At 59.6% G+C, this 20,664-nt stretch carries 18 protein-coding genes and 1 tRNA gene; 11 read left to right on the top strand and 8 right to left on the bottom strand.

What is annotated here, in order from left to right; genetic code table 11:
- Nucleotides 1-124 precede the first annotated feature (124 nt).
- Nucleotides 125-910 (bottom strand): 3-methyl-2-oxobutanoate hydroxymethyltransferase, encoded by a 786-nt coding sequence (gene panB, locus ACVWVQ_RS09770; RefSeq protein WP_457508210.1) that lies wholly within the window; start codon nt 908-910, stop codon nt 125-127.
- Between the two features lie 151 nt (nt 911-1,061).
- Between panB and ACVWVQ_RS09775 the strand changes: the two genes are divergently transcribed.
- Nucleotides 1,062-1,148: transfer RNA gene (locus ACVWVQ_RS09775), tRNA-Ser, on the top strand.
- Nucleotides 1,149-1,313: 165 nt separating this feature from the next.
- Nucleotides 1,314-2,063: a phycocyanobilin:ferredoxin oxidoreductase gene (locus ACVWVQ_RS09780; protein WP_457508212.1), complete on the top strand. Its 750-nt coding sequence runs from the start codon at nt 1,314-1,316 to the stop codon at nt 2,061-2,063.
- Here ACVWVQ_RS09780 and ACVWVQ_RS09785 read toward each other — a convergent pair.
- The gene (locus ACVWVQ_RS09785; protein ID WP_457508214.1) at nt 2,060-2,893 is read right to left on the bottom strand and encodes a hypothetical protein; all 834 of its coding nucleotides are present in this window, start codon (nt 2,891-2,893) and stop codon (nt 2,060-2,062) included. The genes ACVWVQ_RS09780 and ACVWVQ_RS09785 overlap by 4 nt on opposite strands.
- A 414-nt stretch (nt 2,894-3,307) precedes the next feature.
- Between ACVWVQ_RS09785 and prmA the strand changes: the two genes are divergently transcribed.
- From prmA to ACVWVQ_RS09805, 4 genes are all read left to right on the top strand, one after another.
- On the top strand, nt 3,308-4,246 hold the full coding sequence (prmA, locus tag ACVWVQ_RS09790; protein WP_457508216.1) for a 50S ribosomal protein L11 methyltransferase: 939 nt from the start codon (nt 3,308-3,310) through the stop codon (nt 4,244-4,246).
- Complete coding sequence (locus ACVWVQ_RS09795) at nt 4,216-5,052, top strand: 16S rRNA (uracil(1498)-N(3))-methyltransferase (protein WP_457508218.1); 837 nt, start codon at nt 4,216-4,218, stop codon at nt 5,050-5,052. Before prmA ends, ACVWVQ_RS09795 begins: the two co-directional genes overlap by 31 nt.
- 94 nt (nt 5,053-5,146) lie before the next feature.
- A complete protein-coding gene (gene hisS, locus ACVWVQ_RS09800) occupies nt 5,147-6,445 on the top strand; it encodes a histidine--tRNA ligase (protein WP_457508220.1) in 1,299 nt (432 codons plus the stop codon).
- Nucleotides 6,439-8,031 carry a hypothetical protein gene (locus tag ACVWVQ_RS09805; RefSeq protein WP_457508222.1) on the top strand — a complete coding sequence of 531 codons (1,593 nt, stop codon included), beginning with the start codon at nt 6,439-6,441 and terminating at the stop codon, nt 8,029-8,031. The genes hisS and ACVWVQ_RS09805 overlap by 7 nt, the downstream gene beginning before the upstream one ends.
- A gap of 24 nt (nt 8,032-8,055) precedes the next feature.
- On the opposite strand, the gene ACVWVQ_RS09810 is transcribed toward ACVWVQ_RS09805, so the two are convergent.
- From ACVWVQ_RS09810 to ACVWVQ_RS09825, 4 genes are all read right to left on the bottom strand, one after another.
- A complete protein-coding gene (locus ACVWVQ_RS09810; protein WP_457508224.1) occupies nt 8,056-8,892 on the bottom strand; it encodes a universal stress protein in 837 nt (278 codons plus the stop codon).
- Between the two features lie 101 nt (nt 8,893-8,993).
- Nucleotides 8,994-9,806 (bottom strand): hypothetical protein, encoded by an 813-nt coding sequence (locus ACVWVQ_RS09815; protein WP_457508226.1) that lies wholly within the window; start codon nt 9,804-9,806, stop codon nt 8,994-8,996.
- Between the two features lie 141 nt (nt 9,807-9,947).
- Nucleotides 9,948-11,078, bottom strand: a complete 1,131-nt coding sequence (locus tag ACVWVQ_RS09820; protein WP_457508228.1) for a hypothetical protein — start codon at nt 11,076-11,078, stop codon at nt 9,948-9,950.
- Nucleotides 11,075-12,715 (bottom strand): hypothetical protein, encoded by a 1,641-nt coding sequence (locus ACVWVQ_RS09825; protein ID WP_457508230.1) that lies wholly within the window; start codon nt 12,713-12,715, stop codon nt 11,075-11,077. Before ACVWVQ_RS09825 ends, ACVWVQ_RS09820 begins: the two co-directional genes overlap by 4 nt.
- Before the next feature lie 294 nt (nt 12,716-13,009).
- Between ACVWVQ_RS09825 and ACVWVQ_RS09830 the strand changes: the two genes are divergently transcribed.
- The 3 genes from ACVWVQ_RS09830 to ACVWVQ_RS09840 all read left to right on the top strand — a co-directional run bounded on the left by ACVWVQ_RS09830 (nt 13,010) and on the right by ACVWVQ_RS09840 (nt 17,875).
- On the top strand, nt 13,010-13,411 hold the full coding sequence (locus ACVWVQ_RS09830; RefSeq protein WP_414356659.1) for a cupin domain-containing protein: 402 nt from the start codon (nt 13,010-13,012) through the stop codon (nt 13,409-13,411).
- 147 nt (nt 13,412-13,558) lie between these two features.
- Nucleotides 13,559-15,496 carry a cellulose biosynthesis cyclic di-GMP-binding regulatory protein BcsB gene (locus tag ACVWVQ_RS09835; RefSeq protein ID WP_457508232.1) on the top strand — a complete coding sequence of 646 codons (1,938 nt, stop codon included), beginning with the start codon at nt 13,559-13,561 and terminating at the stop codon, nt 15,494-15,496.
- Between the two features lie 213 nt (nt 15,497-15,709).
- The gene (locus ACVWVQ_RS09840; protein ID WP_457508234.1) at nt 15,710-17,875 is read left to right on the top strand and encodes a glycosyltransferase family 2 protein; all 2,166 of its coding nucleotides are present in this window, start codon (nt 15,710-15,712) and stop codon (nt 17,873-17,875) included.
- Nucleotides 17,876-17,930: 55 nt separating this feature from the next.
- Here the strand turns inward: ACVWVQ_RS09840 and ACVWVQ_RS09845 are convergent, their stop codons facing one another.
- Both ACVWVQ_RS09845 and ACVWVQ_RS09850 read right to left on the bottom strand, forming a co-directional pair.
- Nucleotides 17,931-18,290, bottom strand: a complete 360-nt coding sequence (locus ACVWVQ_RS09845; protein WP_414388390.1) for a hypothetical protein — start codon at nt 18,288-18,290, stop codon at nt 17,931-17,933.
- 339 nt (nt 18,291-18,629) lie between these two features.
- Complete coding sequence (locus ACVWVQ_RS09850; RefSeq protein ID WP_457508236.1) at nt 18,630-19,250, bottom strand: PhoD-like phosphatase N-terminal domain-containing protein; 621 nt, start codon at nt 19,248-19,250, stop codon at nt 18,630-18,632.
- 284 nt (nt 19,251-19,534) lie between these two features.
- Here ACVWVQ_RS09850 and clpS point away from each other — a divergent pair, with 284 nt between their 5' ends.
- Both clpS and ACVWVQ_RS09860 read left to right on the top strand, forming a co-directional pair.
- The gene (gene clpS / locus ACVWVQ_RS09855) at nt 19,535-19,816 is read left to right on the top strand and encodes an ATP-dependent Clp protease adapter ClpS (protein WP_011432326.1); all 282 of its coding nucleotides are present in this window, start codon (nt 19,535-19,537) and stop codon (nt 19,814-19,816) included.
- A gap of 14 nt (nt 19,817-19,830) precedes the next feature.
- The gene (locus tag ACVWVQ_RS09860) at nt 19,831-20,655 is read left to right on the top strand and encodes a CPBP family intramembrane glutamic endopeptidase (RefSeq protein ID WP_457508238.1); all 825 of its coding nucleotides are present in this window, start codon (nt 19,831-19,833) and stop codon (nt 20,653-20,655) included.
- Nucleotides 20,656-20,664 lie beyond the last annotated feature (9 nt).

Genomic DNA, 20,664 nt, shown 5'->3' on the forward strand with positions numbered 1-20,664 from the left:
TAAACAGAAAGATCAACTGGTAGTAATCCGTACTGAACATATTATACATTATTTTCAGTATAGTTGAGCTTATTATTGACTAGAGTCATGCTCTGCCCAAGCTTTGAATGGGTAAGGGATCCCTTCAGCGCGAGGGAAATACTTTTTGGCGAACATCGTCGGCGAAAGCTTCCACTGCTTCTCGGATCGCCTGTCTCAAATTGGTATAGGCCTTGGCAAAAGGGGGGAGCCGCTCGCTCAGCCCCAGCAGGTCGTGGGTGACCAAAATCTGCCCATCGCAGGCCGGCCCGGCTCCAATGCCCAGGGTTGGGATCCCCACCTGGGCTGAGATTTGGGCAGCCAATTCCGCCGGCATGTGCTCCAGAACCAGGGCAAATGCCCCTGCTTGTTCCAGGCTGAGGGCCTCTTGTCGCAGACGCTCCGCCTCCGGAGTGGTTTTTCCCTGCTGGCGATAGCCTCCCAGTTGATGTTTGGCCTGCGGAGTGAGGCCGATATGACCCAAAACCGGGATCCCCCGCTGCACCAGAAAGGCCACCGTTTCCACCATGTCGGGGTAGCCCCCCTCCAGCTTGACCCCGTTGACTCCTGCCTCCTTCATCAACCGCCCTGCTGAGAGGAGAGCTTGTTCTTTGTGGACTTGATAAGTCAAGAAGGGCAAGTCGGCCACCAAAAAGGCCCGTTCTACCCCGCGGCGCACCGCCTGGGCGTGATGGAGCATCTGTTCCAGCGTCAGGGGCAGGGTGCTGGTATACCCCAAGTGGGTCATGGCCAAGCTGTCGCCCACCAGGATCAAGTCGATCCCAGCCTGATCCAAAATCTGAGCGGTGGCGTAGTCGGCAGCCGTGAGGGCCACCAAAGGTTGACCCGCCTGTTTGGCCTGGCGAAAGTGGTGAATGGATAAAGCAGCCATATCCCTATGATCTCATCTGGGCGTTCCCGCCAGCGGTGCGGAGCACTTTCCCATCAACCGCATCCCGTGGGGGAAGCAAGCTTGGCTTTGAGGCTGGGAAGAAGCAGGAGACTCGGTTTGCCGTTAAGATGGTAAAGCCCCACAGCTGACTGGAAGGGTGACAGAGTGGTTGATTGTGACGCTCTCGAAAAGCGTTGTGACTGCAAGGTCACCGTGGGTTCGAATCCCACCCCTTCCGTCTTCAGGCATACAGTTTTAGAACGCCTTGCCCAGCTAGGGCCTCTGGGATTTTTGGGGATCCCACCCAAGCCCTTCGCATCAGCGGTGCGGTTCCCCCATAACACTTTGGCATGGAGCCAAGGTCAAGGTTGGATGGGGTTCTTGGCCTTTCTTCTAGAGTCTTATGTTCACCGCTCCTGCTCTCTCTGCCCAACTGCATCCGCTCATTCAGGGCTTATCTGAGGCAATCCTGAACGTTTGGGGATCTACCCTCACCCTAGCCCCCTATCCTCTGCCTGAAGATCTGGGCTACGTGGAAGGCCGCCTAGAGGGTGAGAAATTGCAAATTGAAAACCGCTGCTACCAAGGGGATCCCTTTCGCAAACTGCACCTGGAGCTGGCCCAGGCCGGGCAAAGCCTGGACATTCTCCATTGCGTTATGTTTCCGCAGCCGCAGTACCCGCTGCCGCTGTTCGGTTGCGACATTGTGGTCGGTCGCGGACAGGTGAGCGCCGCCATTGTCGATCTCTCGCCGGTGACCCCCAGCTTGCCCGATCTCTATATCCAAGAGCTGGAAGCGTTGGGATCCCATCTCGTCCCTTTCCAACACCGGCGCCGGTTGCCGGAGTGGGGCACGATTTTTTCTCCCTACTGTCTGTTCGTGCGTCCTGCCGACGAAGCAGAGGCCGACCGCTTTTTGCACTTTGCCCGCCGTTACTTGGAAATTCACTGTCGGCTGGCGCAGCAGATCCCCCCACAGACGGATCCCGGCCAGATTTTGGCCCACTACCAGGGGCAGCAGCGCTATTGCAGCCAGCAACAGCAGAACGACCGCACCCGCCGCGTTTTGGAAAAAGCCTTCGGTCCCGCCTGGGCAGAGCGCTACATGAACACCGTCCTTTTCGATTTGCCTCCCAGTCCTATGCAGATCTAGACGGGATCCCCTTGCAGCCGCTGCTGGATGCTCAACGCCAATTTTTGCCCTAAGAACTCCGGCATGGTTGGAGTTGAATCCGGCCCTAGCAAGTAAAAAATGAAGCGCGTTTGCTTGCGGCGGAGCATCAAATTGAGGTTAACAACGGTCAAATCCTCCTGCGCAAGAACCGTCATCACCCGGTAGAACACGCCCGGCTGGTTGTCCACATCCACCAAAAGTGTGGGCAAATGAAACACCGGGTCAAAATAAAAAGAAACCTGCACGTCTTTTAGTCCGGCCTTGAGATCAAACTCCAGCGCCAAGGTTTCATGAACGCGAAACACACCCGCCAGGCATTCGTGAATAGCCCGTTCTAGACTGAGCTTGGTTTGGGAAGATAGGCTGTGGCCATCGCGGGAGACGATGGTGCGGATAAACACCAGGTGAGGTGAGTAGATTTGCCCATAGAGATGGATGCCGTGCACCGAGAGATTAAAAGCGGTGAACACCCCAAACAGATCGCTGAGCAGGGAAGGTCGATTACGGTAGGCCAGACAAACCACCGTCTTGCGACATTCGTCCTGCATCTGTACCACCGCCTTGCGGGTTTGGTAGAGGGCGTAGGCCAAGCGCAGATTTTGGGCCTGCACCTCGCTGCTGACAAACTGGCTGTAAAAAGGCGGAAAGCTCTGGTTAAAACGCCGCATCAGAGCGGATCGCGTCAGCGGGACGGAGTCCTTGCGGGTGCTGACTTTGAGCGGCTGAAGATCTTCATGGGCAGCCCTTTCCCCTCTGGTAATCCCCCAAGGAGCTACCTTCGGCTGCTGCCCTGACTGCTCAATTGACATCGACCTCGCCACCTGCATTGCTCTTTCTTCATCCTTACATCGTTGCTCAGTACGCCCCAGCCAAACCTCATTTATCCGCAAAATCACTGAGGCTCGAAACGAATGTCAACGCTGCATCCAATTCTTGTTCAATGCTTTTGGACTTAATCTATCTCACAGGGCTGAGCTGGTCATCCAAAGAGCCGCTGAGGGTCATCCCCCAATTGGGGGGATCCTTCCCTTCTTCGCTGCTGAACCGACGCTGTGAGCCTTTCAATCCCAGAATAGCCAGAATAAGCCTAAACTATGAATTGAGCAGAGCGCTGCAATTTTTGATATAAAGTGCCGCATTGAGTGCTGGCCGGCTGGGTGACATGAAGCGCTATCTTGTTGGCCATCACTTTGGTTTTCCTTTAGGTTTGTGAAGGGATCCCTGTGAGCAGGACTGTTGCCGATCCCACCCCATTTTCGCCCGCACAAGCGCCGGATCCCGGTGGAGCCTGGTGGGATCTCAGTCTCATCGCCTCCCCTGCCCAAGAAGACCTGATCTTTTGGCGGCTGGAGAATTTTGGCTGTCGGGGCATGACCAGCCAAGCCCACGGCGAAGATCAGATTTGCATTCACGCCTATCTGCCTTGGCCTCACGTCAGCCTCCTGGATTTGGCAGCCCTCTCCCTGCGCCTGCAGCAGGATGCCCTCATTGCCGGTCAGCGGGTTCCGAAGCTGCGCTGGGAACGCATAGAGGCGGAAGATTGGAGCAGCAGTTGGAAGCAGCACTGGCAGCCCCAACCCATCGGGGATAAGTTGCTCATTTGTCCGGCCTGGCTGGATCCGCCCCCTCACCCCGGTCGGCACCTGTTGCAGCTGGATCCCGGTATGGCCTTCGGCACGGGCACTCACCCCACCACTCAGCTCTGTCTGGAGTCGCTGGAGATGCGCCTGGAGGGCGGCGGGGGTGCCGAGGGAGTGACTGTGGCCGATGTGGGCTGTGGATCCGGGATTCTGTCGTTGGCGGCGGCCCTGCTGGGGGTGAAGCGGGTATTTGCGGTGGACATCGACCCCCTGGCGGTGCAAGCCACGATGCACAACCGCGATCTCAACGGCCTGACGGATCGCATTGTGGTCGCTCAGGGCAGCCTGGAGCATATTCCCGAAATGGTGGATGGGCTGGTGTGCAACATCCTGGCAGATGTGATCCTGGATATGATCCCGGAGTTTCGGCTGGTGGTGAAGGAGGGGGGATGGCTGATCCTCAGCGGCATCCTCATCGAGCAGGCCAAGTTGGTGGCGGAGATGCTGGAGGCCAACGAATGGGTGGTGGCAGCCCTCTGGCGACGGGGGGAATGGTGTTGTCTGAACGCACGCATGACCTGAGCGCTTTGCCCCGATTGGCGATTGACCCAGCGCAGCGGGATCCCAGCGGTGTTCTCCATTTAACTGGTCTGCAACAGCACTACTTGCAGCGGGTACGCCGCCTCAGGCCAGGGGATCTCTTTTTGGTTTTGGACGGCTCAGGCAAGCTGTGGGCGGCCCGTTGGCAAGCCCAGGGATCCCGAGTTGTGGGCGAGGTGGAGGTGCTGCCGCGGGAATTGCCTGTTTCTTTGCATCTGGGCTTGGCGGTGGTCAAAGGGCAGGGGTTTGACGAGGTGCTCCGCCAGGTTACCGAGCTGGGGGCGGCGCGCATTACTCCCCTGCTGACAGAGCGCACCGTGTTGGAACCGGGATCTGGGCGGCAGGAACGCTGGCAAAAAATTGTGCGGGAGGCCGCAGAACAATGTGAGCGGTTGCGCTGGCCTCAGGTTGATCCCCCTACCCCTTGGACAAGTTGGCTGGCGGAGCTACAAGCCGTTCGCGCTACTCGGACGGAGTCCTTTTGGTGGGGTATAGCCGTGGCTCGGCACAAAGCGCCCCCGCTGGTGCAAGCCCTGCCAAAGCTCAGGGATCCCGTCTTGGCCATAGCCATTGGCCCAGAAGGGGGCTGGACGGTTGCCGAACGTCGGCAAGCTGAGGAATATGGGGGGGTGTGCGTCTCCCTTGGCCCTACAATCTTGCGAGCTACCACCGCCGCTGTTGTTGCCACCAGCCAAATTGCCGCCACCTACTCCTGGTTGGACTCGAGCTTGGATCGGGGTCATTTGGCTCCGCTAGCGACGGGGAGTGTTGTCGCCGATAATCAATAACTAGGCCGTTTGCGTCAGCGGGACGGAGTCCTTTGACGAGAACAGCCATTGGCATAGCAGGCGGCCAGGCCCACCCCAGGGAGGGAGAACGAGAATGGAGATGATCCAGGCGGTGCGGGGCACCCGAGATATTCTGCCGCAGGAGGTGCGGCTCTGGCAGCAGGTGGAAGCCAGCGCCCGAGAGATCCTGGGACGGGCCAACTACCAAGAAATTCGCACCCCCATCCTGGAGTTGACGGAGCTCTTTGCCCGCAGCATTGGCAGTGCCACCGACGTGGTGGGCAAGGAGATGTACTCCTTCAGCACCCGTGGCGAGCAAGAGGTGAGCCTGCGCCCAGAGAACACAGCAGGTGTGGTGCGGGCCTACATCCAGCACGGGCTGCAAACGGCTGGAGATGTGCAACGCCTCTGGTATTGTGGGCCGATGTTTCGCTATGAGCGTCCCCAGGCGGGGCGGCAACGCCAGTTCCACCAGTTGGGGGTAGAGCTGCTGGGCAGCCGGGATCCCCGCGCCGATGCGGAAGTCATCGCCTTGGCCTGGGAGCTGTTGCAAGCGGTGGGGGCGGAGAACCTGAGCTTGCGGCTCAATTCCCTGGGGGATCTGCAGGATCGGCGGGCCTATCGCCAGGCCCTGGTGGACTACCTCACCCCCTTGCGGGAAAAGCTGGATCCCGACTCCCAAGAGCGCCTCACCCGCAACCCGCTGCGCATTCTGGATAGCAAGGATCCCCGCACCCGCGAGATTGCCGAGGGGGCCCCCAAGCTGCCAGATTACCTCAGCCCAGAATCGCGGGCTTTCTTCGAGCAGGTGCAAGATCACCTGCAGATGTTGGACATTCCCTACCAGTTGGATCCCTACTTGGTGCGGGGCCTGGACTACTACACCCACACCGCCTTTGAGATCGTCTCGCCTGACTTGGGATCCCAGAGTACCGTCTGTGGGGGCGGTCGCTACGACGGCTTGGTGGAAGAGCTGGGCGGGCCTTCAACCCCAGCGGTGGGCTGGGCCATCGGCATGGAGCGGCTGGTGCTGCTGTTGCAAAAGAAGCAAGGGGAGATCCCGCCAACATCGGTCGAGGTTTACGTGATCTCCCGTGGGGCGAAGGCTGAGGCCCAATCCCTCCGGATCGCTCAAGCGCTGCGCCAAGCTGGTTTCTGCACCGAGCTGGATCTGAGCGGCAGCGCCTTTGGCAAGCAGTTCAAACGGGCCAGCCGCAGCGGCGCAACTTGGGCTGTTACGCTGGGGGATGCAGAAGCTGTGGCCGGAGAGGTACAGCTTAAGCACCTGCCTACAGGGCAACAGCAAACCCTTTTGCAAGCCGATCTGGTTAAGTATCTGGCATCCCATTCGGGTCAGCAGTGCGGAGCACCTAAGGTGATGGAGCCATGTTGAATTTTTGGGTTCGGCGCGACGGCCAGGAAGACTGGCAGCCGGTACCAGCCGAGGGCGCAGTTCTGGAAGAAGATACCTACACCATTGTTGCCCGTTCGCCTCAGCCCCACTTCACCATCACGGTGGAAGTCCGGCAGCGTCCTCTGTCGTCGCAGAATCAGGGCCCTGACACCGCCCCGACTCCCCCACAAGTCCAAACCCGTTCTGTGCGCACCAACGATGAAGGGATCGGCATTATTTTGCCTGCCAGCCGCCTCACCCCTGGGTTTTGGGAATTGCACTGCCGAGATGCCGACTTGATCGCAGAACTGTTCGGTGAAACCGAGTTGGACAATTGTCTCCGTTTTCAGGTTGTGCCTGCCCCTCTGGAGCCGGAACGAGGGATCCCTGCCCCGGTGGCTGAAGAGGCCGGGTTTGAGCCCCCCCAGAAAAAAGAGGTCGCCATCCCGCCAGAGCTGTTTTCCCTGATGCACAGCGAATTGGAGGGATCCCCGGATGAGGTGCTGGTGTTGACGGGGCGGATCGGCTGCAGCGGCGAGCTGCGGGTACGGGTTTGGCAGGAAGGCGAGGAGAGCACGGTTTTCGAGGGGCAACGGCTAATTCAATTTCCCGCTGAAGCCCGAACGGCGGTGTTCAGCATTCCCATCACCCTGCCAAGCCGCGTTTGGACCCGTCCTTTGCGGGGGGAACTGGCCCTCACTCCCTCTTCCTGGCGGGATGCAGACCGGCCTTCCCAGCCCTTGACGATTCCGTTTTCCGTCCGCTGTCGAGATCTTCGCGTCAGCGTTGCGGAGGAACAAGGCGGAGAGCTGCCTCCCGCCTCCCCTCCGCGTCAGTATTGGGGAGCAACAAACATCCCACTGGCCCGGTTGCGGGAAGACCCCCCCTTAACCTTGCTGTCTCCCGAACGCACCCTGCAAAAGCTGTTGCGCATCTGGCAACACAGCGCCCCCATTTCCGTCAGCGTTGCCGAGCAACAGCGAGAGGAGGACTCAGCTTCGCCCGTTCAGCCCGCCGAGACCCAAGCCCTCCGCTCCTTCCCGGAAAAGGATCCCCTGCCATCTGCGCCCAACCCCTCCGCTCAGCCCCTACCCGAAGCAGAGACGGCAGAGTTGCCATCGCCCATCTCCTCCCCTTCCCCACCACCCCAAGCTGAGGCCATCTTGCCAACGCAAGCGGCAGCCGGGATCCCGAGTAGCCCTGTAGCTCCCTCTGAAAACTCGCTGCTGCCCCCCGCTCCGCCTGGGGTTTGTCCAACTCCCCAACTGGTGGTGCCCGAGCAACTCCGAGCCGGAGACAATTTCGATGTGGTGTTGCGCTTGCCCCCCACGACCAACCCTGCTGCAGGCCATCAAGCCCCTTTTTGGATCAAGTTTTGGGTGAAGCACGGGCGCACTCGCTCTTTGGTGGATGGCCCCCGTTGGTTGCTGGACTTCTCCCGTGATGAGCAGGGGCAGTGGCAAGCCCTCACCCGCATGACCATCCCTCCCGGAGTCCCTGAGCTGATCTTTGAAGCTTGGGCCGTCAGCCCGGATCGTCAGCAGCAGAGCGACCGAGTTACAGAGCACCGCTCTATCTTGCCTTAGGGATCCCTCGCTCTTGAGTCCTGTTTAGTCTTGGACGGAACGCACCATCAGCACGGGGCAGCCGATGTGCACCCGCACATAGTCGGAGATGGAACGCCCCAACAGCCGATCCAAATCGGGAATGCTGCGGGCAATGGTAGGTCGGCGGTCAGGGGATCCCATCACCAGCAGATCGGCGTTGCTCTCGGCGGCTAAGCGGACAATTTCTGTGCCCGGATCCCCGACAGCCGTCAACACCTGGTGGCCGATTTGCCGGTTTTTGAGGATGTCGATTGCCCGATCTAGGGCCTCATCTCTACCTGGGTTGTCGGCATCCAACTGCACAGAGGCCAGGAAGATCTGGGCCCCTTGAATGCCGGAGATCAAGTCAAGGGCCGTGGCAAAGGCGGCCTGGGCAGCGGGGGAGTTGTTGAGGGCCACCATGACATGGCTGGGGTATTTGACGTAGGCGTCGTCTTTGACCAGCAGCATTGGGCAGGAGGCGAGCTGGAACACATATTGGCTCACCGAGTTCTGCAAAATGGCCATGATGCGGTTGCGCCCCCGGGATCCCATCACAATCAGCGGATTGGGCAGGGACTCGGCCACCTGCAGCACCACCACTTTGGGATCCCCTTCCACCAGTTGGGTGCCAATGGTTACACCGGGCCGAGCTGGAAAACTTTGCAGGGTTTGGGCCAGCAGTTCCTGCCCCTTTTGCCAGGCAGCCCGCATCTCTTCGGCAGACGTTTGGGAAGGCACCGCATGCAGCAATGTCACGTGGCACTGGGCAAAGGCCGGCAGAGACAGAAGGGTATGCACCATTTGCTCAGTGGGGCCGCTGCCGTCGATGGCGGCAATGAGGTTCTCAAATCGAGACATGGGATCCGTTCTCCGGGCCGTAGTTTGCCAAGACTCATCCTAGATCTGCCCCTGCGGATCCCTGTTACCGTAGGGGATGTCCTGCAACATTTTGTTGGGTTTTAGTAACTTAGCCACACATAGCCGGTAAAGCCGCCGCCGGCATTGGTGTTGCGACCGGCCAGGAACTGAAACCCCCCCAAGCCCAGCGTTAACCCTCCCTCCAACCGCCAGTTGAGCTGGCCCGAAAGCTTGAGGTTGTCGTAGTCGGGATCCTGAACGGCCAAATCCCCGAACAACAAAGGCGCGCCGTTGCCCAACGTAAAATCCCCATCCAAAGCCAGGATGGCCTGCAGCTCAGGAATCAGGTCTGCCCCGAAGGTCAGGTTGGCCTTGACCCGATCCCCGGGATAGCCCAAGTAATCTCGGAACGTGAGGCAGGAGTCGAAAAAGGCGGGCAGGGATCCCAACTGGGTATTGGCTGCCGCCCCAACTTTGAGATCATAGCCGAAGACGCCGTACCCCAAGGGCAGGGGGATGTCTCGGGTGGCGTATCCCGGCGGGATCAAGGCCGTCAATTGGGCCGAAAGGAAGGGATCCCCGTTCCCCCAAGTATGGCGCAGGCCCAGTTCCAGATCCCGCAGGCCCTGGTTGCGCTGGGTAACGGTGTCAGCCCCGCTGGCAAAGCGATTTTCGATGAAAACGTAGCTGGTGTTGAGGTTGAGAGTGAGCTGATCGCTAAGGCCAGTCTCGGCGAAAAGGTTGAGGCGGGTTTCTCCGTACTCCGAAAGGGCCGGCTGCAGGCGTCCCCCCTGATCAAAGCGGGTGCGAGGCCGATAGACCTCCGGCTGCAGCGAAAAAAAAGTCTTGCCGGCACCGCGGGGAAAACCGCATCCTGCCCAGGCCGGCAGCTCCGGCGGCATTGCACTAACCACTAGACTCGCCAGCAGGCTTGCCCATGGAAATCTAGGCTTCTTCATGGCAGGGGGATCCCGGCAGCTTCAGGGGGATTGTATCCCTAGGATCAAGATTTGGGCCAAGATCCGGGACAAAACCGGCTTTGGAACGACTGCTAACTATGAGGTGGCAGCCGGTAGGCCCACCTGTGCCCGGAATTGGCGAGCGGCGGTCAGCGCTCCGAAGGGATCCCCCTTATACAGGCCGTAGTGCATCAAGGACAGGTGCCGCAGCCCCAGTTGAGACACTTCCTGCAGCCACTCCGGCTGGCTCATGAGCTGAAAGTCTGTATGGACAGTGTCGGCCCGTCCGCCACTGGGGTGCTTGTCTTTGATGGAGGGCTCGTAGTGGGCCAACATCAGGTTGGAGTGGATGGGGGAAAACAGGCGGCAACAGAGGCGGATCTGCTCCGGGTTACCGGGATCCGGGCCGTTCAGCTCTGGGTTAAACTCCCCTGGCCGCCGCTGGCGCATCGACTGGAAGGCGATCCCGTCCATCCGGCTCAGGGTCTCGGCAAAGGGCTCCACCATGCTGCGGCCTGCCCCCCGGGAAGGGTCGTCAAAGGTGGCAATCCAGCCCCCCCAGCACAGGGCTACTTCGGCTGCCGGCAGCCGCTCTTTGATGGCCTGTCGGGCTGTGAGGACATTGCGCATCAGGGCTTGGTAGTAGGGAGCAGTGTCGGCGTTGTAGGTATCTGCTGGGATCCGCCAATAGGAAAACTCCGTGGCCAGGCTCCAATAGGTAGGGCGGCCTTGGGGGTTGGCTTGAGCGATATAGCCGGCCAATTCGGCTACATCCTGGACAAACTGCTTGGAGATGTGGTAGTCGCCGCAGGGGCGGTGGGTGTCGTCTTCCCAGGTGATGATGTGGAGGGTATAGCCCCGCTCAAACCACTGCCGCAAAAGCCCGGCCTGGTGCCAGTTGCGCCAAAAGGAGAGATCCCCCTGGCGGTGATCAAAGCTGTTCAGCCAGCCGCTCAGGAAATGGGGATCCCACCCCTGCGCCACTGCCGCCACCTGCGGATCCGACTCGATTTCCCAGAGGAAGCGACCGGGATCCTCGCCAATGCCCACCTGCCAGCGGGCCAGCAGCTCTGACAAGTTCATGCTTCCCGTCTCGGCATTTTCCGGGCTGCGACTCCCCTGCTGACTCAAAAACTCCTGGCCACAGCCGGCAACCCCATAGGCAGCCAGCAGCGCTCCGCCCGCTTGCAGCACCTGTCGCCGCTGCCAGGATCGTCTCCTTTTCATCTCCTCTCCTCCTGCGGTTCCTCTTGGTGTTGGCGAGCCCACAGCCGCACTTGGGGGGAGCTATAAACCTCCCTGAAGCCCGGCAGCCCCTCAAAATTGAGCTCAGGCCAAAATTGCAGGATGCGATCGGCGCTCCGCAAGGGATCCGCCAGCCCCGCTACCAAGAGGTATTCCACCCTTTCCTGGGGATGCTGAAGGGCCAGGGCAAACTCGTACTGGTGAGGAGTAAGGAAAGAGCGGGGATCCCTTGCCCAAAAGATAGCCTCAAAGTGGATGTCGTCGTCCACCAGCACTTTTTGTCCGGGCAACAGGTGGCGATAGAGATACTGCCCAACCTGGCGCTTTTCCTGCCGCAGCCTCCGCCAGTCTTCTAGGGCTTGCCCAGCAGAGGTTACTTCATACAGGTTTTGGGCAGCTTCCAACTCGCCACTAAGGGGCACTACCCCTGCCACCAGCCGCTCCCAGAGATCCCGCTCCTCGGCCACCAGGGGCATGAGGAAACCCGGCTCTTGGCTCACCCCATAACCGGCAGTGAGGCAGTTCAACCCCAAGAGGGCAGTGATCAACAGGCGCTTAGCCCAGCCGGGGCCGGCTCCGCGACACAAGTAGGCGCCCATCAGCAAAGGCAGCGGCACCCAGAAAAGGCCAAAGCGGCTCAGCTCCCGCAAAAACAGCCCCTGCCCTAGAGAAGCCAGCAGGATGACCAGCGGCATCCCCCAGACCAGAGCCCATACCCAGCGACCCGGGCCTCGGCCCAGCAGGGATCCCAGCCCCAACAGCAGATAGGCAGGGGCCAGCACCGCCAGCCATTTACCAGCCTCCAGCACCCCCCGCCAGCCACCCGCCTGCTGCAAGTCTTCCCGCAATTGCGGCAGCCGCAGACCGCTGTCCACCTGGTAGGTAAAAGCCCAGGGATCCCCTGCCGACAGCCAGTTCACGTACAGCCAGCTCAACATCAGGGCCAGGCTGATAAACCCTGCCACCAGCAGCGAAGCCAGCCGAAAACCCCAGGACTGTTTGCGAAAAGCCAACAGCAGCACCCCTGCCACCCAGGGCAGCAGCCACCCACTTTCCCAACGCAGCACCATCAGAGGCCCCAGCGCCAGCCCAATGAGCAGTAGCCGCAGCGCAACGGGCAGCTCGCCAGAATCCGCCCCAGTCTCTGCCCTGGCCTGCTCCTCTTTACTCAAGGGAAACAGCAGGGCCATGTTCACCCCCACCAACCCTGCTGTGGCTGTCCAAACAGGGCTGCGCAGCAACATCAAGATCAAAGTCGGCTGCACCATCATCAACAGGCCCCACAGCCAGCGCCACCCCACCTCCACCGGCAAACGGCGCAACTGCCGCCACACCCAGCCCAGCACCAGACAGCCCAGGACAGTCTGCAACACCAGTGGGGATCGTCCCAGAATGGCCGTGGCCAGCACCAGCGAAGGGGGAAAAGTGGTGCCCACGACGGGCAGGCGGGGATCCGGCCCCAAGGCCGCCACGGATCCCTTGTAGCCGAGAAACTGCATCTCCAAGCTCACCCAGCCCCAGCCCTCCTTCAGACCCCAAAGAAGAATGGCCAGCAGCAGAAACGGGATCCCGGTAGACGCGAAGAGCCGCAAGAAAGCCCTGAGCCTGTTGAGAAACATGGGTTACTTCAGTAGCTTCAAGAATTTAGAATTAATTGGAGATTAATTGGAGGGTAACTGGTTAAATCGCCAATCGAGCCTCAAGAGCTATTTAGTGTTAATGAGAACATGTCTCAAGTAGGGCGTGGGGATGGGCTGACGTGTCTAGGCACTGGACACAGGGATAGACTAGCATTCCCTGTCTTGAGAGTCTTTTTCTACGAGTTTTGGCGTAGGCCAATTCAGCCAGATTGTCGATGAGGGGTTCTCGGATTCTGAGAGAGGATGGGGACGACTTTGCAAGGACATGATCTTATGTTGCAGGCTGTGCGGGGCGTGAATGATGCAGCAGTTCCAGCGCTTGAGCTGGTACCCTCTCAAGCAGAAACCCGTCCTTGGGGATCCTTCTGGGTTTTGGATGAAGGCCCGATGTACAAGATCAAGCGCATCGAGGTCAAGCCCGGCCATCGGCTCAGCCTGCAGATGCACTACCACCGCAGCGAGCACTGGATCGTGGTCAGGGGCACAGCGAAAGTGACCCGTGGAGAAGAGGTGATGCTGCTGAGCTCCAACGAGTCCACTTACATTCCCCCCTGCACCAAGCACCGCCTGGAAAACCCCGGCACCCTTCCCTTGGTGTTGATCGAGGTGCAAAACGGGGAATACCTCGGGGAAGACGACATCGTGCGCTTTGAGGACGACTACGCCCGCCAGTAGAGGGATCCCCTGGGCATCCGAATCCACGATTTGTGCGTACAGACCCCGAAAGCTTACAGATTTCTGCATGTCGGGCAAACCTGGGTCAGGTAGGCCAAGGGGCTTGCCTGCACTAGACAAGTGAGGGATAAGCAAGAGGGGGTCAAGGTGACGCAGAAGGCAAGGCAGTGGGCTTTGTGGGTTGCCGGTTTGCTTTGGTGTTGCGGGCCGACGGCTGTCCACGCAGCGGAAGTCATTTCTCTGCAAAGGCTGGGCTACGACCGCTCGGTGCTGCTGCAAGGAGCTAACCCGCGTCTAGATATCGGGATCCCTGCCCCCCTGAACGGTGTTGACCCTGAGGCCAGCTTTGTGCAGTTGCGCCTGACTCCCTCGCCGGTGCTCAAGCCCACGTCCACGGTGCGGGTGCTGATCAACGAGGAGCTAATGGGCCTTTTTCTGGTGCGGGACCTGCGGCAGGAGCCGGTGGTGCGGGTGCCCATCCCCAGCTTGGCCGCTGGCGAGCGCTTTATCACCTTGTCGGTGCAGCCTTTTTTGAGCATTACCGACGACATCTGTGCCGACTTGAATACCGGCAACCTGCTGCTGACGGTGGGGCGGGACAGTTTCTTTGAGCTGGCGCCCCGCGCTCCCGATGCCACAGTGGCCGGTTTTCTGGGCCGGCTGTATCCTCAGGTTACTTTGGTAGTGCCGGCCAATCCTTCCTCTGAGACGGCGGAAGCAGCTCTGTGGCTGTACAGCCTCCTTTCTCACCTGTTTCCGCAAACGCCTATCCTGTGGAGCAATCGTCCGGCGCAAGGGCCACAGGTGATCTTGGAGCCGGCGGACTTCACCCCCCACTTGCAGCATCAAATTACCCCAGAGGGATCCCGCCTGCGAGTGGCCGCCCGCCGGGAAGCTATTCTTGCTCTCTATGAAGAATGGAAGCGGGCGGGGCTGGTCAGCCGCGGCATCCAGGTGACAAGGGTGGCGGATCTGGAGAGAGCGCTCAGGGCCAACCGCCTCAGCCTGCGAGAGCTGGGGATCGTGGATCCCATGTTGCGGGGGTTTGGCAGCCAGTCTTTGGTCTTCAACTTCAACCTGTCCCAATTGGGGGGGCGGCCGCGGGATCTGGCGGCGCAACTAGACGTCATTATGAACCCGGTGGATGGCCGAGTGGGGGATCGCCTCACCGGCTACGTGTTCTTGAATGGCGTTCTGTTGCGCACCTACAACCTGACAGGCCGCACCCAGCTCAACGAAACTGTGACCCTGCCCACCCGCCTGCTGCGCCGCTTTAATCAACTGGAGCTCCGCTTTGACTATGGCGCCAGCCCCGGTAATTGCCAGGGATCCCTGACTCCGCTGACCCTACAAGTGCGCTCGGATAGCTCTGGCTTTATCTGGAGCGGCTACCAAGCCCCCACTGGCGAGCTGCAGGAGATCCCGGCGGTGCTGCAGGGATCCGGACGGGTTGGGCTGGGGGATCCCCAACTGCTGCCGGCTGCCGCCTACCTGGTCGGTGCCCTCAGCCGGCTGGCTGCCCGACCCCTGCTGCCCACCCTTGAGGTTTTGCCCAAAGAGGAAGCCAACCTGGAGACGGGGAACTTTGCCTGGCAGGTGATCGTGGCTGGGCCAGATCAGGTGGAGCTTAATAGCCCCATCCGGCTGGGATCCCAGTTTGAAATCATCAATCCCCTCAACCAGCAGGTGGCCTTGGCCGCTCAGCCTCAAGAAAACCTCGGCCTTTTGCAGTACTTTCTCCTGAAAGGTAAGCCGAACCTTTGGCTTTCCTGGTGGGGATCTGACCCGGCTTTGGCAGAGCGCCTCAGCCGCGGCCTTGCCGATCCGCGCACCCGCCTGGCCAACCAGCTACAGGGAAACGTGCTCACCGCCTATGCCGCTGCCCCCGATCTCACCCAAGTACAGAGCTGGGATCTCACGCCGGCAGGCTATCGAGTGCGCTACCCCGGTCGCTTCAGTTGGCAGCTTTTGTTGTGGCAATACCGCTATTGGTTAGTGCTGCTGCTGGCCCTTTTGCTGGCAGTAGGAGCCTGGAATACCTACCAACGCTTGGCCCGCCGCCCTGAGTCGCCCACCCTTTCCTAGGGGGGTTGGCAGAGGACTTCCGGTTAAACCAGACTTGAGCCAAGCAAGGACTCCGTCCCACTTGCGCGAATAGGGTTTCCAGCCATGCTCCAGTCCCTCAAATCCTCGCTTTTGCGCACGGGCTACCTTACCCGGCAGCAATTGGCTAAGGCTGAGGAGTATCGCGAAGCAGCTAGTTGCTCCTTGCCTAGGGCTCTTTGGAGCTTGCGAGTCATGCACCCGGGCAAGTTTGTCAACTTGTGTCGCCAGATTCTGGACCGGCCTAGGCTGAGAGACTGGCTGCTCGAGCATCCCCTCGACCTAGAGCTGCCTTGGCTGATCGAGCCTATCGATCTGGTGCCGGTGCGCTTTCTGCCCTGTGGCTGGCTCGACCCGCGAACCGTAGTGGTTGCTACCGAGGAGCCGGGCTTCCCCGCCATTTGGCAGTCTGTGAAACACCTGTGCCCGGAAGCAGAAAAACTCTGGGAGATCCCAGCCACTGAAAAGCAGATCCTGACGGTCATCCTTGAGCGCAAGCTGGCCGCCGAGCTGCTGGGCAGCCGTCTTACCTTAGAGCAGTGGCAGCAGGCTTTGGACATCCGCCGCCGCACTGGATCCAACCTGGGGCAAGTGCTGACCCGTCTGAGCTATCTCTCGACTCCCGAGTATCTCAGCATCCTGGCCCATCTGCTGGGCTATCCTTCCGTCTCGGAGCTGATGGGGACAGGGCTGCTTTACCGCGACGAGAGCTTGAGCCGCCAGTTCGATCCCGAGCTGATGATGCGCCACCTCTTCTACCCCTTGAGCTGGACGGATGAGCACACCCTTACAGTGATGGTCAATGACCCCCTGGACTGGGCGGTGGATGAGCTGCTCTACAGCTGGCGGCCAGGCTTGCGGATTGAAAAGGTGCTGGGCACCGAGCAGGATATCACGCAACTGCTCAGCCAAGACCAGGGATTCCGCTTCAGCCAAGAGGCGGTGTACAAGCTGATGGCCCGCCTGCCGGAGGAATCGGCCTCGCGGGTGTTTACTCCTTCTCAGATTGCGGTGGGCTACGGCCTGCTGCTGCTGTTGCTCTGGGGATTGGCCACTGCTCCCTGGGCGACTCTAACGATCTTGGTGCTGCTGATCAATCTTTTTTACGTCGCTTCGATCCTGTTCAAACTGCTGCTCAGCCTGGTGGGATCCGCCGATCGCTTCCACCAGATTACCGATGAGGAAGTAGCCGCTTTGGATGATCGCGACTTGCCTATCTATACCATCCTGGTGCCGGTCTACAAAGAACCGGAAGTGATGCCAATTTTGATCAAGTCTCTCTCTAAGCTGGATTACCCCCACGAGCGGTTGGATGTGCTTATTCTGTTGGAGGAAAACGACCGAGACACCATTGAGGCAGCTCGAGCTGCCAAGCCCCCCCGCTACGTGCGCCTGCTGCTGGTACCGGATAGCAAGCCCAAGACCAAACCCAAAGCCTGCAACTACGGCCTGGCCTTTGCCCGTGGCGAATATCTCACCATCTACGACGCTGAAGATATTCCTGACCCAGATCAACTCAAAAAAGCGGTCATCGCCTTCCAGAAAGGGGATCCCAGCTTGGTCTGCGTCCAGGCTGCCCTCAACTATTTCAACCGCAACGAGAACTTCCTCACCCGCATGTTCACCCTGGAGTATTCCTATTGGTTTGATTACCTTCTGCCGGGTTTGGAAACTCTCAGAATGCCGATCCCCTTGGGTGGCACCAGCAACCACTTTCGCACTGACCGCCTGCGGGAGCTGCAGGGATGGGATCCGTTCAACGTCACTGAAGACGCCGACTTGGGCATCCGCGCCAGCCAGCACGGCTATACCGTGGGCGTGATCAACTCCACCACCTACGAAGAGGCCAACTGTGCCGTTAAAAACTGGATCCGGCAGCGCTCCCGCTGGATCAAAGGCTACATGCAAACTTGGCTGGTGCACAACCGCAACCCCCTGCGCTCCTTGCGCAAGCTGGGCCTCAAAAACTGGCTATCCTACCAATTTTTTATCGGGGGCAGCTTCTTTACCTTTCTCACCAGCCCCATCATGTGGCTGCTGTTTATTTACTGGCTGCTCACCCGCGCCCATTGGCTGCAAAACCTATTTCCCAGTTGGCTGGTTTATCTGGGCTTGTTTAACCTCCTGGTGGGCAACGCCATTGGGATTTACCTGAACCTGGTCGCGGTCTTCCGCCGCGGTTACTACGATCTGGCTTTCTATGCTCTGCTCAACCCCATCTACTGGCAACTGCACTCTATGGCAGCTTACATGGCCCTGTGGCAGCTTTTCACCAAGCCCTTCTACTGGGAAAAGACCATCCACGGGCTGAGCAAGTTTACCCATGCCAAAGTCCAGGAAGCTGCTCATAAAGCAGCCTAGGCTACTGAATCGGTTTCCCAAGCAGTGGCGACGAAGTGAGGCCAGCCAGCACCCCTCAGAAGCTGTAGTCCGAATCTACGATCACAGCACAACCACGGGGGTGGAGACAGCTAGCCATAATCACCTTGACGGAAAAGTTGCCCTCGTAGGGCGCCTGCACGATGGGGAAATCGTCCAACAGTTCATCTGCAGCCACCACCCGACCGCTGGTATCGTAAAGCACTAGATCCACATCGAAGCAATCCCGATCGCACTGCGCCCAGATGTTTTCACCTCGGTAGAAGTAGCCTGTAACTACGGTCGATTGTCCATTAAAAAGCCACAAACTACGGCTCTGAGCCCAAGCGGCAGCGCCCCCAACAACCGTGGCTGCCCCTATTAAGCTTGCCATCAACCAGCCCCGCACCGAAGCCATAAGACTGCCCTCCTACTGAAAAACGGAGATAGATTTTCTACAGGGATCCACCTCAACGCCCACACTCTAGCACCCAGATCCGTTTCTCCCGAATGATTCAGATCACGTTAAGGATCTTAAGAATCTCATGCTGAAAATCGCGAAAAAGAGTTACAAAAAAAGGGATCCCGAGTAGAGCAGGGATCCCTCAATTCTGACCAGAAATCCGGCGAAGCTCCCGCATCGGTCTGGCCGACTTCTCATTGCGGCAAATTCAGTTCCCCCCTTCGCCCTAAGGGATCCGTCAAAACACTGCCGGTAGGGCCTTTGATTTGAATGGTGCAGCGGCTGCCGGACACTTCAATAACGTTGTAGTTGGGCACCGCCAGCTCCAAAAAGCGCAAGTTGCCCGTCGTTACCCCTGGGATCCCGCTCACCTGGGGATTGGCCGGGTTCACCGGTGCCAAAAAGCCGTTCACAATTAGGAAAGGGAGGCTCGTTGGCACAACTGATGTGTAAGAAGCGAATGGGTCGTCCATCCCCAGGAGCTGGCAGGGTGCGAAACTGGCCTACAGGGCTGGTAAACCCCTCGCTGACAAACCGGTAGAAGTAGCGCTGCGCTGGCCTCAAGCCGGTGACGACGGCACGAGCAATGTAGTCGCCTGGCTCAGTGCGGTAGTTGCGGCCCGCCACACGGCGAGCGGTGAGAGGAACTTGTTGCGAAATGGGGTTGAACTCGGAATTCTCAGCCACCTGCAACGTCACCGCAACCGTGTCTGTTGCGCTGGCCGGGATCACCCGCGTGGAAAGCACCGCCCCTTCCGAGGTGGGATCCCCGGCAAATACCCCTTGGGGAAATCCAGGCTCTCCCAGGGGGGGAATGGAGGAACTGGAGGTGCCTCCACAGGCAGCCAGGGCGGCTGCCCCACCTCCAAACATCAGCAACTGCAGGAAAAAGCGACGGGAACGCAGGGAACTCATGAGACCCACCTCAGGGACGCAGGCAAATGTAAAGGGATCCGCAACAAAGGCCAATCGCCTTTTTAGTCAAGCACTTTTGCCCCCAAGCTGAGGTTGTGGGCAGGTGAAGGCTGGGTTAGGGTTGGTTTAACGGCTCTGACCCCTGCGCCCAGGTTCCCCACGGCCTTTTCACAGAGCTTGCTGAGAAGGCTAAAATTTCATTACAGTTTTTCCTGCTTTTGCCCCATTTTTGCGGTTTTGCGTTCCTTAGACTTCTTGTTGACCCTGCCGAAGGAGGGATCGTCGTGGCTACGGAGACTCTGGTCAAGCCTTCTGTAACCCCGAAGCACATGCCCATGTACCGGGTGTTGCTGCACAACGACGATGTCAACACCATGGAGTACGTGGTTCAGGTGCTGGTGAAGGTGATCCCGGCGATGATGCCGCCGCAAGCCACTGAGATCATGCTGGAAGCCCACCACAACGGCGTTGCTGTGGTGATCGTGGTGCCGCGGGAGCATGCGGAGTTTTACTGCGAACAGTTGCGGCAACATGGCCTGACCAGTTCCATTGAGCCGGAACGCTAGGCGGGGCGGGTTGGATGGGCCTGCCGATCTCCAAGCTGAGGGCTTGTCCATTTCTGCTGCGTCTGCTGCTTTTCTTGGCGATCCCGCTCTTGGCCTGGCTGCCGTTGCTCGGGCTGGGGAGTTGGCTTCTTCCTGAACGACGGGAGTACCTGTGGCTGCTCCTGTATGCCCTGCTGCTAGCCTGGCTATGGGTGTGGGGATCCGGGTTTGCCGCCTATGGACTGGATGGCAGTTGGCCTTGCCGAGGCGGGATCCTGTGGGGCCTGGGGATCGGGGTTGGGGGGCTTTTCTTGCTTTTGGGCCTGGAGGGATCCCTGGGTTGGCTGAGTTGGAGGGCGGTAGGAGGGGGATCCCTGCTGGTCTATGGGTTGCTGGGGTTGCTTTTGGGCTTGGGGGTGGCGCTGGCGGAGGAGCTGTTTTTTCGCGGCTGGCTGCTGCAGGAGATGCTGCTGGACTACGGTTGCAGCACTGCGGTGTGGGGATCCAGCTTCCTGTTTGCTATGGCCCATTTCCTCAAGCCTTTGCCTGAGATTCTCGCCACCTGGCCGCAATTTCCCGGACTGTGGCTGATGGGGCTGCTGCTGGTGCAGGCGAGGGTCTGGAACCAAAACAAGCTGGGCCTTAGCCTAGGGCTGCACGCGGGTTGGGTCTGGGGCATGGCCTGGGTCAACAATCTGGCCTGGATTGAGTACACCGGCAGGGTGCCCGAGTGGCTGACCGGGATCGGCGGCAACCCCTTGGCCGGGCTGATGGGCTTGCTTTTTCTAGGAGGGACTTTCGCATTTCTCAACGGCCTGGCTCAAGCTGGCTGGCTACCGGCAGACCTGGAAAAGCGTTGATTGAGCTGA

This window comes from Thermostichus sp. MS-CIW-36 (genome assembly GCF_054059035.1).

Excerpts from the sequence above, each read along its gene's own strand:
- panB (WP_457508210.1), bottom strand. The coding sequence starts at position 910 with ATGGCTGCTTTATCCATTCACCACTTTCGCCAGGCCAAACAGGCGGGT.
- ACVWVQ_RS09780 (WP_457508212.1), top strand. The coding sequence starts at position 1,314 with ATGTTCACCGCTCCTGCTCTCTCTGCCCAACTGCATCCGCTCATTCAG.
- ACVWVQ_RS09785 (WP_457508214.1), bottom strand. The coding sequence starts at position 2,893 with ATGTCAATTGAGCAGTCAGGGCAGCAGCCGAAGGTAGCTCCTTGGGGG.
- ACVWVQ_RS09795 (WP_457508218.1), top strand. The coding sequence starts at position 4,216 with ATGGTGTTGTCTGAACGCACGCATGACCTGAGCGCTTTGCCCCGATTG.
- hisS (WP_457508220.1), top strand. The coding sequence starts at position 5,147 with ATGGAGATGATCCAGGCGGTGCGGGGCACCCGAGATATTCTGCCGCAG.
- ACVWVQ_RS09805 (WP_457508222.1), top strand. The coding sequence starts at position 6,439 with ATGTTGAATTTTTGGGTTCGGCGCGACGGCCAGGAAGACTGGCAGCCG.
- ACVWVQ_RS09810 (WP_457508224.1), bottom strand. The coding sequence starts at position 8,892 with ATGTCTCGATTTGAGAACCTCATTGCCGCCATCGACGGCAGCGGCCCC.
- ACVWVQ_RS09820 (WP_457508228.1), bottom strand. The coding sequence starts at position 11,078 with ATGAAAAGGAGACGATCCTGGCAGCGGCGACAGGTGCTGCAAGCGGGC.
- ACVWVQ_RS09825 (WP_457508230.1), bottom strand. The coding sequence starts at position 12,715 with ATGTTTCTCAACAGGCTCAGGGCTTTCTTGCGGCTCTTCGCGTCTACC.
- ACVWVQ_RS09830 (WP_414356659.1), top strand. The coding sequence starts at position 13,010 with ATGTTGCAGGCTGTGCGGGGCGTGAATGATGCAGCAGTTCCAGCGCTT.
- ACVWVQ_RS09840 (WP_457508234.1), top strand. The coding sequence starts at position 15,710 with ATGCACCCGGGCAAGTTTGTCAACTTGTGTCGCCAGATTCTGGACCGG.
- ACVWVQ_RS09845 (WP_414388390.1), bottom strand. The coding sequence starts at position 18,290 with ATGGCTTCGGTGCGGGGCTGGTTGATGGCAAGCTTAATAGGGGCAGCC.
- ACVWVQ_RS09850 (WP_457508236.1), bottom strand. The coding sequence starts at position 19,250 with ATGAGTTCCCTGCGTTCCCGTCGCTTTTTCCTGCAGTTGCTGATGTTT.
- ACVWVQ_RS09860 (WP_457508238.1), top strand. The coding sequence starts at position 19,831 with ATGGGCCTGCCGATCTCCAAGCTGAGGGCTTGTCCATTTCTGCTGCGT.